Here is a 13,211-nt window from a genome sequence, read left to right as displayed (position 1 = left end):
GGGTCAGCGGTTGCCGTTGAAGATGGACGGCGGCAGCGGTGTGGCCACCGGCGGCCGGGCGGTGACCGAGGCCGGGGTCGCCACCGGCTGCGTGGTCATGAGCGGCGTGGTGAACGGCTGCATGTCACCCGCGCAGCTCAGCCCCTTCGCGGGCGGCTTGCCGGTGAGCAGGAACGCGTCGACCGCGCCCGTCACGCAGGCCGAGGTGCCGTACGAGGTGTGCCCCCAGTTGTCGCTCGACAGCAGCCGGCCGTTCGGCAGCCGGCGCGAGGCGGACACCGCGTCGTCGTGATTGGTCGCGGGATCCCACTTCGCCCCCACGAACAGCACCGGCGCGTCGGTGCGGACGTCGAAGGGACCGGTGTACGCGTCCTCGTCCCGCACCGTCCACGTGTCCCGTGCACAAGGTGCGGAGAGCCAGCCCCAGACCCGCCCGAAGTACGGCGCCCGCTTGTCCGCCGCGGTCATCAGCTCCGGCCACATCGACACGTCGCGCGGATGCCAGGCGTCGGTGCACAGGACGGCGGCGAGGGACTCGGTCGTGTTCAGGTACGGGAAGTCGCGGCCCAGGTGGTCGCGAGCAGCAGCCGTGGCCCGCTGACGCAGCGCGGTCTTCGCCCCGGCGGTCGCGGCCGGTGACGCCGGGAACATGAGGTCCCACACGTACTTCGCGAGCGCTGTCACCAGGGCGCCCGCGTCCGTCCCGTACAGGGAGCCGAGAACGCCGCCCACGAAGTCGCCGTACGTGATGGTGAAGGTCCCGTACGGGTCGCTGAAGGTCAGGGGTTTCGTGCGCAGCCGCGCCGCGATCCGCTCGAAGTTGGCGAGCGGGTCGCCGGCGGCGAAGACGCAGTACTTCTCGCCGGCCTTGTCGCACCGGCGCAGCAGCTCGCGCAGGGCCCGATAGGCGCCGTTGCCCGACCGCAGTCGCGCGTCCTGCTCGCGGCCGGAGGTGGCGGGCGAGCCGACCCAGTGCACGGGGTCGAGCACGCCGTCCGCCACGATGGCCCGGAACCGGTCCGGGAACATGGCGGCGTAGTACTGCCCGATCACGGTGCCGTAGCTCATCCCGAAGAAGGTGAGCTTGCCCTCGCCCAGGGCGCGGCGGACCATCTCCAGGTCGCGCACCACCTCGGCGGTCGACATGGCCGCGGACAACGGGCGGCCCGTCGTGGAGCACGCCCGGCCGACCTTCTTGGCCGCGGCGACGTACGCGGACTCCTGGTCCCGGCCCCACGGCACCGTGACGTTGAGATCGGCGAGCACCGCGGTCTGCGCCTGCGTCGACCGCCAGCACTCGACGTGCTCGCTGGCCCCGACCCCGCGCGGGTCGACGCCGAGGATGTCGAACCGCTCGCGGACGGCCGCGCTGAGGAACGCCGGCGCCGCGATCGCCATGTCCGTCGCGGCGCCGCCGGGGCCGCCCGGGTTCACGAAGAGCGTGCCGATGCGCTTCGCGGGATCGGTCGCGGGCATCCGCAGCATCGCGACCTCGGTCGTGGCGCCGGTGGGCTCGTCGTAGTCGAGCGGCAGCCGGGTGACCGCGCACTGGGCGACGTCGTAGCACTTGTACCAGTCCAGCTTCGGCACCGGCACCCGGTCGAGCTTCGCGGCCTCACTCCCGGGCGAGGAACTGACGGGCGGCGCGGAGGAAGCCGGGGCGGCGAGGCAGCCCAGGCTCATGAGCCCGGCGACCCCGGCTGTGAGCAGGCGTTTTGCGAGAGGTGACATGGCTCGGATGGTAGGAACGGAAGGCGGCCCCACGCCGCGCGACGACGAAGAAGCACCCGGCCAGGCGACGGTCAGGCGGCCACCGCGTGACACGCGCCGTAGCCGTCGGCGCGGGCGACTATCCGGCCGTCGCGAACCCGCACGGCACTCTCCGTCGCGTCGCTGACCGCCGCGACGCCCGCCGCGGCCGCCAGGGCGCCGGACTCGTCGTGCACGATCCGCAGCCGGCACCACGCCCGCTCCGGCACAGCGGGGCGGAGGCAGCACGATGCAGCAGACCGAGGGCGAGGAACACGCGCGGCTGCGCAGGCTCGTGTCGCCGGCGTTCACCGCCCGGCGCGCGGCGGCGTTCCGGCCGCGGATCGAGCGGATCGTCGACCGGCTGCTGGACGGGCTCGACGACGGCACGGGCCGGGTGGACTTCCTGACGCGGTTCGCCCAGCCGCTGCCGATGGACGTCATCACCGAGCTTGTCGGCATCCCCGCCGACCGCCGGGAAGACTGGCGCGCGTACGGTGCGGCCCTGGCCGCCGTCAACCGTGATCCGCGCGTGTTCCCCGAGCCGGAGCGGCTGGACTTCGGCCGTCCGATCGGCGGTCACCTGGGCTACGCGTACGGGCCGCACTTCTGTCTCGGTGCGGCCCTGGCCCGCGTACAGGTGGAAGTGGCAGTTGTCGCCCTGCTGAAGCGCTTCCCGGGGCTCGAGCTGATCGCCGCGGAGCGGATGCCGGACCCCGGGGCGTGGCGCCTGAGCACCCTGGAGGTGGCGCTATGACATCGGCTCCAGCTCGGCCGGCAGCGGCAGCCCGAGCGCCCGCAGGAACCGGGCCGTCTTGATCTCCACGAACAGCTCGGCGTCGTCCATGTCGTCGACGTCGAGCTCCTCGTCCAGGTCGATGGCGGGCTCGATGTCCTCCGCCAGGTACTCCGCCAGCTCCGCCTCCTTGGCCCGGCGGGCCGGCGTGTCCGCCCCGGTCAGCCCGGCCCACCACGCCGCCAGGCCGGCCGCCTCACGCGCGACGTCCGTGGGCGGGGAGGCGTCCGGCGACTCGAAGTACGTGCGCGGGGTCAGCCCCAGATAGGCGACGCCGCTGCCCGTCCCGGCCGGCTGGTAGGTGACCGTCGTGACGTCGCTGTCGTGCACGGTGACGGCGAGCCACGGCTCGTTCGCGCCGGGCAGCGGCTCCTCGTAGTCGTACGAGGCCCAGGCGCCGTCCGCGAACCGGAAGTTGCCGAAGAAACCCGTCACGACTCGACCGGCTCCTTCGGCTTGCGCGAGGGCAGGCGCAGGGACCGGCCCGGCGGTTCCTCGGGCAGGGCGGGCGGCGGCGTGAGGCGGATCTCCAGTTCCTCGCGGACCGCCGCCTCGAGCTCCTGCATCACCAGCGGCACGTGGCCGAGCATCTCGCGGACGGCCTTGGCCGAGTCGACTCCGGGCGGCGGGGTGACACTGGGGGCGTACACCTTCTCCAGCAGGAGGTGGACCGCCATGACCGCGCTGCGCACCGGCCCGGACGCGAGCAACCGGACCCGCATGAGGGCCGGACCGGTCTCGTCGAGATAGAGGTGCGACGCCGGCATCGGCTGCCCCGAGTCGAGCGCCAGGCGCAGCCGCGCGGCCGACCGCTCGAACTGGGCCAGCAGCGCGACATAGGCGTCCCGCCGCTCCGAATACCACCGCTCGGTGCGCGCCGCCCGGGCGCGCGCGAATCGGTCCCGGGCTTGAAAAAGCACGGCCAAACCCGCTCCTAGCAGGGCAAACACGACGGCGACGAGGGGCAGCCCCCACCACGGGATCTCAGACACGCGACCACCGTAGCGATGCCGGGCGGACGGCGCACCGCTGGCCTCGGACGGGGGGATGAGGGGATGCTGAACGCCCACCGAGGAAAGGGGCGGGCATGACGTCCGGAGGCCTGCTGACGTTCGGCGAGACGATGGGTCTGGTCGGTGCCGACGGGATCGGGCGCCTCGAGCACGCCCGCGCGGTCACCTTCGGCATCGGCGGCACGGAGAGCAACGTCGCCGTCGGCGTGGCCCGCCTCGGCGGCCCGGCCACGTGGATCGGGCGGGCGGGCCCGGACGCGACCGGCGACCTCATCGAGTACCGGCTGCGGGCCGAGGGGGTCGACGCGGTGGTCCTGCGCGACACCGCCTTCACCGGCCTGATGGTCAAGCACCGGCGCACCGCCGGCCTGCTCCACGTCGACTACCACCGGGCGGGCAGCGCCGGCTCCCGGCTGTCCCCGGCCGACATTCCCCCCGATCTCGTACGGACGGCAGCCCTCCTCCACGTCACCGGCATCACCCCGGCCCTGAGCGCCACCGCCCGCGCGACCGTCTTCCAGGCGGTCGAGACGGCCCGCGACGCCGGCGTCCCCGTCTCGTTCGACTTCAACTACCGCGCCAAGCTCTGGTCCCGCTTCGATGCCGCCCCCGTCCTCCGCGACCTCGCCGCCCGCGCCGACATCGTCTTCGCTGGCCCCGACGAGGCCGCCCTCGTCGTCGAAGGGTCGCCCACGTCCGCCCTCGCCGCCATCGGCCCCCGCGAAGTGATCGTCAAGGACGGCGCCCACGGCTGCACCGCCCTCATCGACGGCGAACCCCACACCGTCGCCGCCCTCCCCGTGACCGTCGTCGACCCGGTCGGCGCGGGCGACGCCTTCGTCGCCGGCTACCTGGCCGACCGTCTCGCGGGCGCAACCCCCCGCCAACGCCTGACCACCGCGATCGCCGCGGGTGCCTGGGCCGTCACGGTCCCGGGCGACTGCGAAAACCTGGCGACCCGCGCCGACCTCGCCACCCTCACGACCGCCACCGACAACGTCGCCCGCTGACGCTCCCCGGCGGCGGCAATGTAGTCAGCGTGGGCGGGGCAGCGGAAGGTCACGCAGAGTGGTGATGCGGTGCTGCTCGTCGTGCGGGCCGCGGGCGAGGCGGTCGAGGTGGATGGCGTGCAGGCCGGCTTCGCGGGCGGCGAGGACGTCGAGGGCGTGGTTGTCGCCGACGCTCACGACGCGGTTCACCGGGCGGCCCCAGCGGTCGCACGCGCGGCGGAAGGCTTCGGGGTCCGGCTTGGCGACGCCGAGGTCGTCGACGGTGAAGACCGGTCCGAGGAGGGCGGCGATGCCCGTACGCTCGAGCTTCTTGCGCTGTTGATCCTTCGAGCCGTTGGTGAGCACGGCGGCCGGCACGCCGGCGGCGGCGAGGGCGGTCAGGGCCGGGACCACGTCGTCGTACGCGGACCAGGCCGCCTCGTAGTGACGCAGGTAACCGGCGAAGACGGCGTCGAGCTCGGCGTCGGTGCCGGAGACGCCGAGGAAGTCGCGGAGCCGGCGCCGGCGCTGTTCCGCGTACGTGACCCGGCCCGCCCGCCACGCCGCGAGGTGCGGCTCCTGCAACTCCGACCAGCGGGCGACCGCCTCGTCCGTCGCGGCGAGCCCGAGCGTCGGCAGCCAGGCCCGCAGCCCGGCGTCGGCGGCCGCGTCGTGGTCGACGAGCGTCCCGTCCAGATCGAGCAGCACCGCGAGCGCTTCCACGGGCGGGATCCTATGCTCGGCAGTCGTGACGATCAGGCCGATCCCCCTGGCCACGTGGCCGACCCCACTCGAGCCGGCGCTGCGCCTCGCGGCGGAGCTGCGGCTCGACGAGCTGTGGCTCAAGCGTGACGACCTCACCGGTCTCGGCGGCGGCGGCAACAAGGTGCGGAAACTTCAGTACACCTGCGCCGAGGCGGTCAAGGCCGGCGCCACGCGGGTGGTCACGACCGGTGCGCCGCAGTCCAACCACGCGCGCCTGACCGCCGCGGCCGCCGCCCGGCTGGGCCTCGGCTGCACGCTCGTGCTCGCCGGTGACCCGCCGCCGGCCGCCCGCGGCAACCTGATCCTCGACGAGCTCGCCGGCGCCACCGTGGTCTGGGCCGGCGCCGAGCCCGTCGCCGAGGTGGCGGCCCGTCAGCCAGGTCACGTCATTCCGTTCGGCGGCACGTCGGCCTTCTCGGCGCAGGGCTATGTGGACTGTGCCCGTGAGCTGCTCGCCCAGCTCCCGGACCTCGACCTCGTCGTGGTCGCCGCCGGCTCGGGCGGGACGATGGCCGGGCTGGTCGCCGCCCTCGGGCCGGAGCGGGTGCTCGGCGTCGACGTGGGCGCCGTCCCGGACATCCGCGCGACGGTCGCCGGACTGCTCGACGGGATGGGCCGGCCGGTCGGCCCCGCGGCGCTGCGGATCGACCACACCCAGGTCGGCGACGGGTACGCGACGCTGGCCCCGGCCGCCCGCGCCGCCGTCGAACTCGCGGCGCGCACCGAGGGCCTGTTCCTCGACCCGACGTACACGGGCCGGGCGCTGGCCGGTCTCACGGCGGCCCGCCCGGGCGGCAAGGTCGTGTTCGTGCACACCGGCGGCCTGCCCGGGCTCTTCGGCCACCCCGCCTTCGCCGGTTGACCCGCGGATGAGCCGGTTGACCCGCGGACAAGGGGAGCCGCCCGGCGAGCAGTCCGCCGCGGGGTGACGTCGCGCGTGGTGCTGGGGGTACCCGCATACTTGCCGCGTGGACGAGGTCGCGTTTCCCCGTACGCCGGACGGCCGGCGCAGCAGCACGAGCTTCGGGCGGGCGGTGGTCGCCGCCGCGCTGGAGGCCGTCGATCCGGGCGCCGCGGAGCGGGCCGGGCGCGAGCAGAACTGGCGGTCCGGCTATCTGCGGCACTTCCGGGCGCTGGTCGAGGCCGATCTGACCGACGGGTACGCCACCGCGGGCGCCGGCCTCGCGGCAGTCCACGAGCGGGTGGTCGTCGCGCGGGGCGACGGGGACGTGCCGCTGTCCGAGGTGTTCGCGGTGCCCGCCCGGCCGCCGGCGACGTTCACGGTCGCGGGGACGGAGAAGGCGGAGCGCGAGCTGCTCATCCCGTACGGGAAAGAGGTCTTGCGGGGTGACGCCCTGCACCGGCAGCTCGATGCGTGGATCGCACGCGGGGTGATCGAGGCGTCGTGCGCGGAGCTGGTGCGCGAGGTGGCCGCCCACCCGGAGTGGCTCGATCTGTCCGACCAGCGGCTCGTCGTGCTGGGCGCGGGGGCCGAGCTCGGTCCGCTGCCCGCCGTGCTCGCGTGGGGCGGCACGGTGCTGGGCGTCGACCTGCCGCGGCCGGAGCTGTGGGAGCGGGTCGCCGACACGGCCCGGCGCAGCGCGGGGACATTGATCGCGCCCGGAACGTCTCCAGTGGACGCCGGCATCGATCTGCTCAGCGGGCTGCCCGAGGTGGCCGCCTGGCTGCGGGAAGTGCCGGGCCGCCTGGTGCTGGGCAATTACGTGTACGCACCGGGGGCCGCCTATCCGTTGCTGTCCGCCGGGGTGGACGCTCTGGGCGTACGGCTGGTGGAGGAGCGGCCGGAGACGGCGCTGGCGTTTCTCGCCACGCCGACCGACACCTTCGCCGTGCCGGGGGCCGTTGTCGGCGAGGCGGCGTCGCGTTATCGGGCGCGATCGGCCCGGGTCAAGGTGGCGCAGGCGGTGTCGGGCGGGCGGCTGCTGGCCCCGCACTATCCGGAGGGCGCCGATCCGGGCATCGCCGACAGTCTCGTGCCGCAGCAGGGACCGAACTACGCGCTGGCGAAGCGGATCCAGCGCTGGCGGGCCACGGCGGCCCGGCGGGCGGGGACCGATGTCGCGTTCGCGGTGGCGCCGCCGACCCGGACGCGGTCGGTGACGCGGAACAGGTTGCTCGCGGCGGCGTACGCGGGGGCGCATCTGTTCGGGGTCGAGGTCTTCGAACCAGCGACCAGCAACCGGCTGATGGCGGCGCTGCTGGTGCATCAGCTGCGCAATCCCCGGCCGGCGGCGGCGCGGGCGTGGACCGACGAGACCGTGGGCGCGGCGCACGGCGGGTTGTGGCGGGTGCCCTATTCGCCGCGTACGGCGCTGGGGCTGGCGGCGGCGCGAGGGCTGCTGGAGCCGTCGGTCATCCGGGGGTCGTGAGAGTCAGGCCTTACCGGCCAGCCAGGATTCGACGGTGGCGATGACCGGTTCGGGGGAGCGGCGGGCCCAGCGGAAGTGGTCCGGCGTCGCTTCCACAGTGGCCCGATCGACATGCGCGGGCAGGCGGCGGGCCAGATGCTCGACGGCCGGGGCGGTGATCATGGCGTCGCCGGCGATCGTCACGAGCAGCGCCGGGAGCTCGAGGGCGGCCAGGGCGGCTTCGTAGTCGGTGCGGTCGCCGTGCAGCCGGTAGCGACCGTGCCGCGCCTCGTAGCCCCAGTCGGCCATCATCAGGCGGGGCTGGCGGCCGGCGAAGCCCAGGCGGTGGCCCGGCCAGTAGCCCAGCGATCCGGTGACCGCGCCGACGAAGCGGACCCCGGCGGCGCGGCGCACGCGGGCCAGGGGAGTGGCGTGCGCGGCCTTCGAACTGGTGCCGGTGCCGATCGTGACGACGGCGGCGGGCTTCGTACCTTCGGTGGTCGCGGTGGCTCCGGACAGGAGGGCCAGCTGACCGCCGAGGCTGTGACCGGTGAGGACGAAGCTGCCGGCCCGGCGCACCGCGTCGCTCGCGAAGACGGCGGGCAGATCCTCGCGCAGCAGGTGGGCGTACCCGAAGGAGGCCTTGCGCAGGTCCGCCACCGGGCTGCGGGGCATGCCGCGCAGCTCGACCCCGACGACGTGCCGGCCGCGCGCGGCCCAGGCGTCGAGGAACTTGTCGTAGTACGCGAGCGGCACGCCCAGCGCCGGCAGGAAGACGATCGAGGCCGCCGCGCCGGTAGTGCCCCGCTCCTCGACGGTCAGCGTGACGCCGTCGGCGGAGGACACCGGGTGCACGAGAGGATCCATGATCTCAGTGTGCCGGGCCGGGAACGAGAGACGCCGGAGACCCGTGGCGGCGGGTCCCCGGCGTTGGATGTCACGGTATCGCGTCTCAGCCCTGGCGGCCGTTCCACCGCGGATTCTTGCGGTTGATGACGACCATCCGCCCCCGGCGGCGCGTCACGACCGAGCCGGGCTTGCTCTTCAGCGACCGGAGCGAGTTCCGAACCTTCATGGTGTTACCTCCCGCGTTCCGGAACGTCGCCGGTGCCTCCCGCATTCCGCTCGCTCTCCTCCACCGCCCGGGCGAAGGCGACCGTCTGCTCCACGACGAGATCCGGGCTGTGCAGGACGAGGTCGTGACCCGCGCCCGGCACGACGACGGTCCGGACGTCCGGCACCCGGTCGCGGACGCGGGCGGCGGTGGCCCCGGCGTCGTAGAGCTGGCTGCGCTCGCCGAAGATCGCCAGCACCGGGGCCTGGATCCGGCCCAGCTCCTCGTCGCTCAGCGGCGTGACCTTGGGCAGCCGCGGGCGGAAGGTGAAGGTGCCCTTGGCCAGTCGCGGGATCGCGTCGTCGAGCAAGGTGCTGTTGTGGAACCACCGGGCGGCGCGGTGCCGCAGCGGCGCGGGCGCGAACATGAGCAGCCCGGTGACGATGATCCACGCCATGAACCGCCGCGTGACGCGCCCGAACCCGCCCGCGTCGAGCAGCGTGATCGACGCCGCCCGGCCGGGGTCGTCGAAGTGGTGCAGCAGGGCGACCCAGCCCCCGTACGAGCACCCGACGAGATGCGCCCGCCGGACGCCGAGCCCGTCGAGTGTCTCGGTCAGCCAGCGGGACAGGTCCGCGGGCGTGCTGATCGGCGCGGTCTGCGTGGAGAGGTTCGGCTCGCCGATCAGGTCGAGCGCCAGCACCGGCCGCTCCCGGGCCAGGCCGGCGACGTGCGGCGTCCACATCAGCGACCCGCCGCCCGACCCGGCGAGCAGCACGAACGGCGCCGCGGTGCTCCCGGCCGGCCCGCTGCGGAACACCCGGGTGCGCCCGAAGCCGGTCGGCACGTCGGTCTCGGTGCGGCCGACCGGCCAGCGCCGGTCGATGAGGTCCCGCAGCACGGCGAGGTGACGGGCCCGGTCGTCGTCGGTCCGGAAGCGGCTCAGCTCGGCGGTCATGTTTTTATGGTACGCGTGAACCATAAAAACGGCGACCCGCGGTGTCAGGCGCGGACGTCGAGCAGGTCGCCGCTGGTCAGGACGGTGCGCAGCTGACCGAGGTCGACGCCTTTGGTCTGGAGCAGCTCGACGAGCTTGGTCGCGCTCGTGGCGGAGGTCGTCACGTCGTCCTCGCTCATGTCGAGAAGACCGCTGAGCTGGTTCAGCTTGGACGAGTCGCGCAGCCCGGCGACCTCACCGCGGGAGCCGTCCGGCCCGCCGGGCGGCGGGGGCGGCGGCAGGTCCCGGGTGCGCGGGGCCTGCCCGGTGACCTGGTCAGCGGCCTGCGAAGTGCCCTGGATGGTGTCGGCGGCGGCCGGCTCGGTGGCGGTGACCGGACGGGTCTGCGGCGTCCAGGCCCAGGTCTGGGTCCAGCCCGGGCCCGACGAGCCCAGGGCGCTGATCGAAGTCATGACGAGTTCCTCCTCGGTGGGCCGGCCGCCGGCCCGTACGAGGGGTGTCATCGGCCTGTGATCCGCGATCTTGTGAGCTTTTGGATTTCTCTCAAGAACTCACAGGTCCGTCACAGCCAGGGTCGCCGTCAGGCGGTGCGGCGCAGATGGGCGTAGCTGCCGTCGTGGTAGACGAGCGGGGTCACCGTGGCGTCCTCGAGGTGGTCCCCGGACAGGGGCGTGGCCAGGACGATGGTGTGGTCGCCGGCCTCCACGCGCTGGGCGACGCGGCAGACGATGGTGGCGAGGACGCCGTCGAGCAGCGGTACGCCGTCGGGGCCCTCGTGCCACGCGCCGTGCGCGGCGAAGCGGTCGATGCCGCGGGCCGAGAAGGTGCGGGCCACGTGCTCCTGCGCCTGGGTGAGGACGTGCACCGCGATCGTCGACGCGGCGCTGATCGTCGGCCAGGCCGAGGCGGTGTGGGCCAGGCAGAAGGAGACGAGCGGCGGGTCGAGCGACACGGACGTGAACGACGTGGCCGTGAAGCCGACGGGTGGGGCGCCCGGCGCGGTGATGACGACGACGGCCGCGGCGTGCCGGCGCAGCAGGGAGCGGAAGAGCTGCGCGTCCACGAGGGTGGTGTCGGTCATGGGATCTCCCTTGGCACGGAGACGGAGGAGCGGAGGAGCTGCAACGCCGCAGATGCCTTCCACTGAGTGGGATGTGCCTCCCCGGGGGGCCAGGGCAGCGGTCGGCACGACCCCACGCTTCCCCGGAAGCCGGGGCGGCGTCAACGCGATCTCATATCCTAGTAAACCTATGGGGTTTTGTTGACATGACGGCGGCCGCCGGGAAGTATGGCCACCATGCCCACCGTAGCCGTTCATCATGGACAGTGGTGACCTCGCTGCGGAGGGTGACTCCAGGGCAATGTTGTGGGCGGTGTCACCTATGCGGGTGGCCGCCGGGATGCCATTGTGATGTGGCGGGAGACTGATCCCGCCCGATGGATGTGCTGTGACCGGACGCGACCGAGCGGGAAGGGTGGTTGACATGCAGTTGCGCGACGTGCGCCTGACGTCCCGCCTGGCCATCGATCTCCTCCGATGCGCCAGCGCGCGGTGTCGTTCCTCCCGGTGACCCGGCCGGTGCGCTGACCCGGTGCGGGTGAGGGTGTTCGCGATCGCGGCGACGACGGCGTCGGCCCGCGGTGATCTCGCCTCCAGGGCATGATCGTCCCCGTCGTGAACGACCCTCGGTGATGACCTCTTCCGCATGACCATGGGCGCGCTCCCGCGCCGTCAAACCTATCCCGCACATGGGAGAAGTATTCTTCAACCGCCGCCGAGATCCGGCTGCGGTGACACCTCACCCGGAGGCCCGTCTCATGTCCGTCCTCGCCGTCGCCGATCTCGCCCTCCCCTCGGCCCGTCCCTCCGCCCCGAAGCCGGTCGCCGAGCTCGCCGCCAAGCGGGCCGACGCCGCGGCGAAGCACATCGCGCCGCACGTGGCCGCCGCCCTGCGGGTGCCGGGCCTCCGGTCCCGGCCGGGCCGCCTGCGCGCGGTGACGGGCGACGCCGCCCCGAGCGTGACCGTCACCATCACGCTCGGCGCGCCCGGCACCGAGGAGAGCGAGCGCGTCCTCGCCGCCCTCCGCGACCTGGTCGTCGCGGCCGGCCCGGACGCCGCCGTCGCCCTCGACGCGCCCGCCTTCGCCCCGGTCGCCCGGCCCGGCCTCACCGGCCTGCACCTCGACCCGCGGCCGCGCACCGCCACCCTCGACGGCGTCCCGCTCGAGCTGAGCCGTCTCGAGTACGAGCTGCTGCTCTTCCTGGCCCGCCACCCCCGACAGGTCTTCAGCCGCAACCAGCTGCTCGGCCACGTGTGGGGCCACACCCACACCACGGTCCGCACGGTGGACGTGCACGTCAGCCGGCTCCGCACGAAGCTCGGCGACCCGGACATCGTGACCACCGTCTACGGCGTCGGCTACCGCCTGTCCGAGGAGGCCTCGATCACGATCGCGGACTGACTTACCGGGGCGAGGCGAGCTGTTCCGGCCGCGTTCACCCCGGCGGTCTTTCCCGCGCCGCCGCCGGGGCCGACAGTGGCCGGATGCAGAGGATCCAGAAACTCGCCCTGGCCGGGGTCGCCGCGGCCGCCGTCCTCACCGCCGGCAGCAGCGCCGTGGCCGCCCCGGTGACCCGTGACTCGGACACGGTCACGAACCTGCGCGCGGTCACCCGCTCCACCGCCTGGGAGCAGCTGTCCGCGCTGCGGCTGTCCTTCCCCACGTACCACCCCGAGGGCCTGGTCGTGACGAAGGACCGCTTCTACCTGAGCTCGACCGAGATCATCGAGCCGACGGTCAAGTATCCGGCGCCGGTCGACGGCTATGACCGGACGCCGGGCCGGGGCGTCGGGCACCTCTTCGTGATCGACCGGTCCGGGCGGCTGCTGAAGGACATCGTGCTCGGGCACGACATCGTCTATCACCCCGGCGGCATCGATCTCGCCGGCTCGGAGTTGCTCGTGCCCGTCGCGCAGTACCGGCCGGACAGCTCCACGGACATCTATCGGATCGACACGCGGACGTTGCGCGTACGCAAGGCCTTCTCCGTGCGGGACCACATCGGCGGCATCGTGTACGACCCCACCCGCGACCGGCTCGTCGGCAACACCTGGGGCTCGCGGACGTTCTACGAGTGGACGCCCGCCGGACGGCAGCTCGCCACGTGGGCGAACCCCTCCCACCTGCTCGACTTCCAGGACTGCCAGTATCTGCCCGCCGCGAAGATGGCGTGCGGTGGCATCACCGGCCTGACGCAGACGCCGGCCGCCGGGGGCGCCGCGGCCACGTACGAGCTGGGGGGCATTTCCCTCATCGATCTGCGCACGCGGACGATCGTGAACGAGTTCCCGTTCCAGCAGTGGTCGGCCGCCGGGCACGTGATGACGCGCAACCCGGTCAAGCTCGCGGCGGACGGCGGTGTGCTCACGATGTGGGCGGCACCGGACAATGGTGAGGAGACCGGCGGCACCCGGATCTACACCTGGCGTGCGGCGGTGCGATGAGGGCCCTAAAGA

General features: G+C 73.6%; 16 protein-coding genes. 6 read left to right on the top strand and 10 right to left on the bottom strand.

Annotation, left to right across the window (positions count from 1 at the left end; genetic code table 11):
- Positions 1 to 3: 3 nt before the first annotated feature.
- Together RAN62_RS00660 and RAN62_RS00655 are read right to left on the bottom strand one after the other, a co-directional pair.
- Entirely contained in the window at positions 4 to 1,731 is a 1,728-nt protein-coding gene (locus RAN62_RS00660) for an alpha/beta hydrolase (protein WP_305782427.1), read from the bottom strand.
- Positions 1,732 to 1,802: 71 nt separating this feature from the next.
- Positions 1,803 to 1,946, bottom strand: a complete 144-nt coding sequence (locus RAN62_RS00655; RefSeq protein ID WP_305782426.1) for a hypothetical protein — start codon at positions 1,944 to 1,946, stop codon at positions 1,803 to 1,805.
- A gap of 53 nt (positions 1,947 to 1,999) precedes the next feature.
- Here RAN62_RS00655 and RAN62_RS00650 point away from each other — a divergent pair, with 53 nt between their 5' ends.
- Positions 2,000 to 2,506, top strand: a complete 507-nt coding sequence (locus RAN62_RS00650; protein ID WP_305782425.1) for a cytochrome P450 — start codon at positions 2,000 to 2,002, stop codon at positions 2,504 to 2,506.
- Here the strand turns inward: RAN62_RS00650 and RAN62_RS00645 are convergent.
- Both RAN62_RS00645 and RAN62_RS00640 read right to left on the bottom strand, forming a co-directional pair.
- Entirely contained in the window at positions 2,501 to 2,980 is a 480-nt protein-coding gene (locus RAN62_RS00645; protein WP_305782424.1) for a hypothetical protein, read from the bottom strand. The two genes, RAN62_RS00650 and RAN62_RS00645, sit on opposite strands and share 6 nt — an antisense overlap.
- Positions 2,977 to 3,537, bottom strand: a complete 561-nt coding sequence (locus RAN62_RS00640) for a hypothetical protein (RefSeq protein ID WP_305782423.1) — start codon at positions 3,535 to 3,537, stop codon at positions 2,977 to 2,979. Before RAN62_RS00640 ends, RAN62_RS00645 begins: the two co-directional genes overlap by 4 nt.
- Positions 3,538 to 3,632: 95 nt before the next feature.
- Between RAN62_RS00640 and RAN62_RS00635 the strand changes: the two genes are divergently transcribed.
- Complete coding sequence (locus RAN62_RS00635) at positions 3,633 to 4,568, top strand: sugar kinase (RefSeq protein WP_305782422.1); 936 nt, start codon at positions 3,633 to 3,635, stop codon at positions 4,566 to 4,568.
- A 24-nt stretch (positions 4,569 to 4,592) separates the two neighbouring features.
- On the opposite strand, the gene RAN62_RS00630 is transcribed toward RAN62_RS00635, so the two are convergent.
- Positions 4,593 to 5,270 (bottom strand): HAD family hydrolase, encoded by a 678-nt coding sequence (locus RAN62_RS00630; RefSeq protein WP_305782421.1) that lies wholly within the window; start codon positions 5,268 to 5,270, stop codon positions 4,593 to 4,595.
- Positions 5,271 to 5,295: 25 nt separating this feature from the next.
- Between RAN62_RS00630 and RAN62_RS00625 the strand changes: the two genes are divergently transcribed.
- Together RAN62_RS00625 and RAN62_RS00620 are read left to right on the top strand one after the other, a co-directional pair.
- Positions 5,296 to 6,174: a pyridoxal-phosphate dependent enzyme gene (locus tag RAN62_RS00625; RefSeq protein WP_305782420.1), complete on the top strand. Its 879-nt coding sequence runs from the start codon at positions 5,296 to 5,298 to the stop codon at positions 6,172 to 6,174.
- Between the two features lie 106 nt (positions 6,175 to 6,280).
- The gene (locus tag RAN62_RS00620) at positions 6,281 to 7,702 is read left to right on the top strand and encodes an amino acid adenylation domain-containing protein (protein ID WP_305782419.1); all 1,422 of its coding nucleotides are present in this window, start codon (positions 6,281 to 6,283) and stop codon (positions 7,700 to 7,702) included.
- A 3-nt stretch (positions 7,703 to 7,705) separates the two neighbouring features.
- On the opposite strand, the gene RAN62_RS00615 is transcribed toward RAN62_RS00620, so the two are convergent.
- The 5 genes from RAN62_RS00615 to RAN62_RS00595 all read right to left on the bottom strand — a co-directional run bounded on the left by RAN62_RS00615 (position 7,706) and on the right by RAN62_RS00595 (position 10,774).
- A complete protein-coding gene (locus RAN62_RS00615) occupies positions 7,706 to 8,548 on the bottom strand; it encodes a lipase family protein (RefSeq protein ID WP_305782418.1) in 843 nt (280 codons plus the stop codon).
- Between the two features lie 85 nt (positions 8,549 to 8,633).
- Positions 8,634 to 8,756, bottom strand: coding sequence for a ribosomal protein bL36 (locus tag RAN62_RS00610; protein ID WP_015624451.1), 123 nt, complete (start codon positions 8,754 to 8,756; stop codon positions 8,634 to 8,636).
- Positions 8,757 to 8,760: 4 nt separating this feature from the next.
- A complete protein-coding gene (locus RAN62_RS00605; RefSeq protein WP_305782417.1) occupies positions 8,761 to 9,693 on the bottom strand; it encodes an alpha/beta fold hydrolase in 933 nt (310 codons plus the stop codon).
- 44 nt (positions 9,694 to 9,737) lie between these two features.
- On the bottom strand, positions 9,738 to 10,145 hold the full coding sequence (locus tag RAN62_RS00600; protein WP_305782416.1) for a hypothetical protein: 408 nt from the start codon (positions 10,143 to 10,145) through the stop codon (positions 9,738 to 9,740).
- A gap of 128 nt (positions 10,146 to 10,273) precedes the next feature.
- Positions 10,274 to 10,774 (bottom strand): flavin reductase family protein, encoded by a 501-nt coding sequence (locus RAN62_RS00595; RefSeq protein ID WP_305782415.1) that lies wholly within the window; start codon positions 10,772 to 10,774, stop codon positions 10,274 to 10,276.
- Between the two features lie 737 nt (positions 10,775 to 11,511).
- On the opposite strand from RAN62_RS00595, the gene RAN62_RS00590 reads away from it, so the two are divergent.
- The gene (locus tag RAN62_RS00590; protein WP_305782414.1) at positions 11,512 to 12,156 is read left to right on the top strand and encodes a winged helix-turn-helix domain-containing protein; all 645 of its coding nucleotides are present in this window, start codon (positions 11,512 to 11,514) and stop codon (positions 12,154 to 12,156) included.
- A gap of 83 nt (positions 12,157 to 12,239) precedes the next feature.
- The gene (locus RAN62_RS00585) at positions 12,240 to 13,199 is read left to right on the top strand and encodes a DUF6454 family protein (protein ID WP_305782413.1); all 960 of its coding nucleotides are present in this window, start codon (positions 12,240 to 12,242) and stop codon (positions 13,197 to 13,199) included.
- Positions 13,200 to 13,211 lie beyond the last annotated feature (12 nt).

Origin of the sequence: Symbioplanes lichenis, from assembly GCF_030709675.1 — a bacterium.
GTDB classification, from domain to species: Bacteria; Actinomycetota; Actinomycetes; order Mycobacteriales; family Micromonosporaceae; genus Actinoplanes; species Actinoplanes lichenis.
The sequence above is the reverse complement of the archived record's forward strand: the minus strand, read 5'-3'. Positions and strand labels throughout refer to the sequence as shown.

Bases quoted from the DNA above. Each gene is read 5' to 3' on its own strand.
- RAN62_RS00660 (WP_305782427.1), bottom strand. From the start codon at position 1,731: ATGTCACCTCTCGCAAAACGCCTGCTCACAGCCGGGGTCGCCGGGCTC.
- RAN62_RS00650 (WP_305782425.1), top strand. From the start codon at position 2,000: ATGCAGCAGACCGAGGGCGAGGAACACGCGCGGCTGCGCAGGCTCGTG.
- RAN62_RS00635 (WP_305782422.1), top strand. From the start codon at position 3,633: ATGACGTCCGGAGGCCTGCTGACGTTCGGCGAGACGATGGGTCTGGTC.
- RAN62_RS00615 (WP_305782418.1), bottom strand. From the start codon at position 8,548: ATGGATCCTCTCGTGCACCCGGTGTCCTCCGCCGACGGCGTCACGCTG.
- RAN62_RS00610 (WP_015624451.1), bottom strand. From the start codon at position 8,756: ATGAAGGTTCGGAACTCGCTCCGGTCGCTGAAGAGCAAGCCCGGCTCG.
- RAN62_RS00605 (WP_305782417.1), bottom strand. From the start codon at position 9,693: ATGACCGCCGAGCTGAGCCGCTTCCGGACCGACGACGACCGGGCCCGT.
- RAN62_RS00600 (WP_305782416.1), bottom strand. From the start codon at position 10,145: ATGACTTCGATCAGCGCCCTGGGCTCGTCGGGCCCGGGCTGGACCCAG.
- RAN62_RS00595 (WP_305782415.1), bottom strand. From the start codon at position 10,774: ATGACCGACACCACCCTCGTGGACGCGCAGCTCTTCCGCTCCCTGCTG.
- RAN62_RS00590 (WP_305782414.1), top strand. From the start codon at position 11,512: ATGTCCGTCCTCGCCGTCGCCGATCTCGCCCTCCCCTCGGCCCGTCCC.
- RAN62_RS00585 (WP_305782413.1), top strand. From the start codon at position 12,240: ATGCAGAGGATCCAGAAACTCGCCCTGGCCGGGGTCGCCGCGGCCGCC.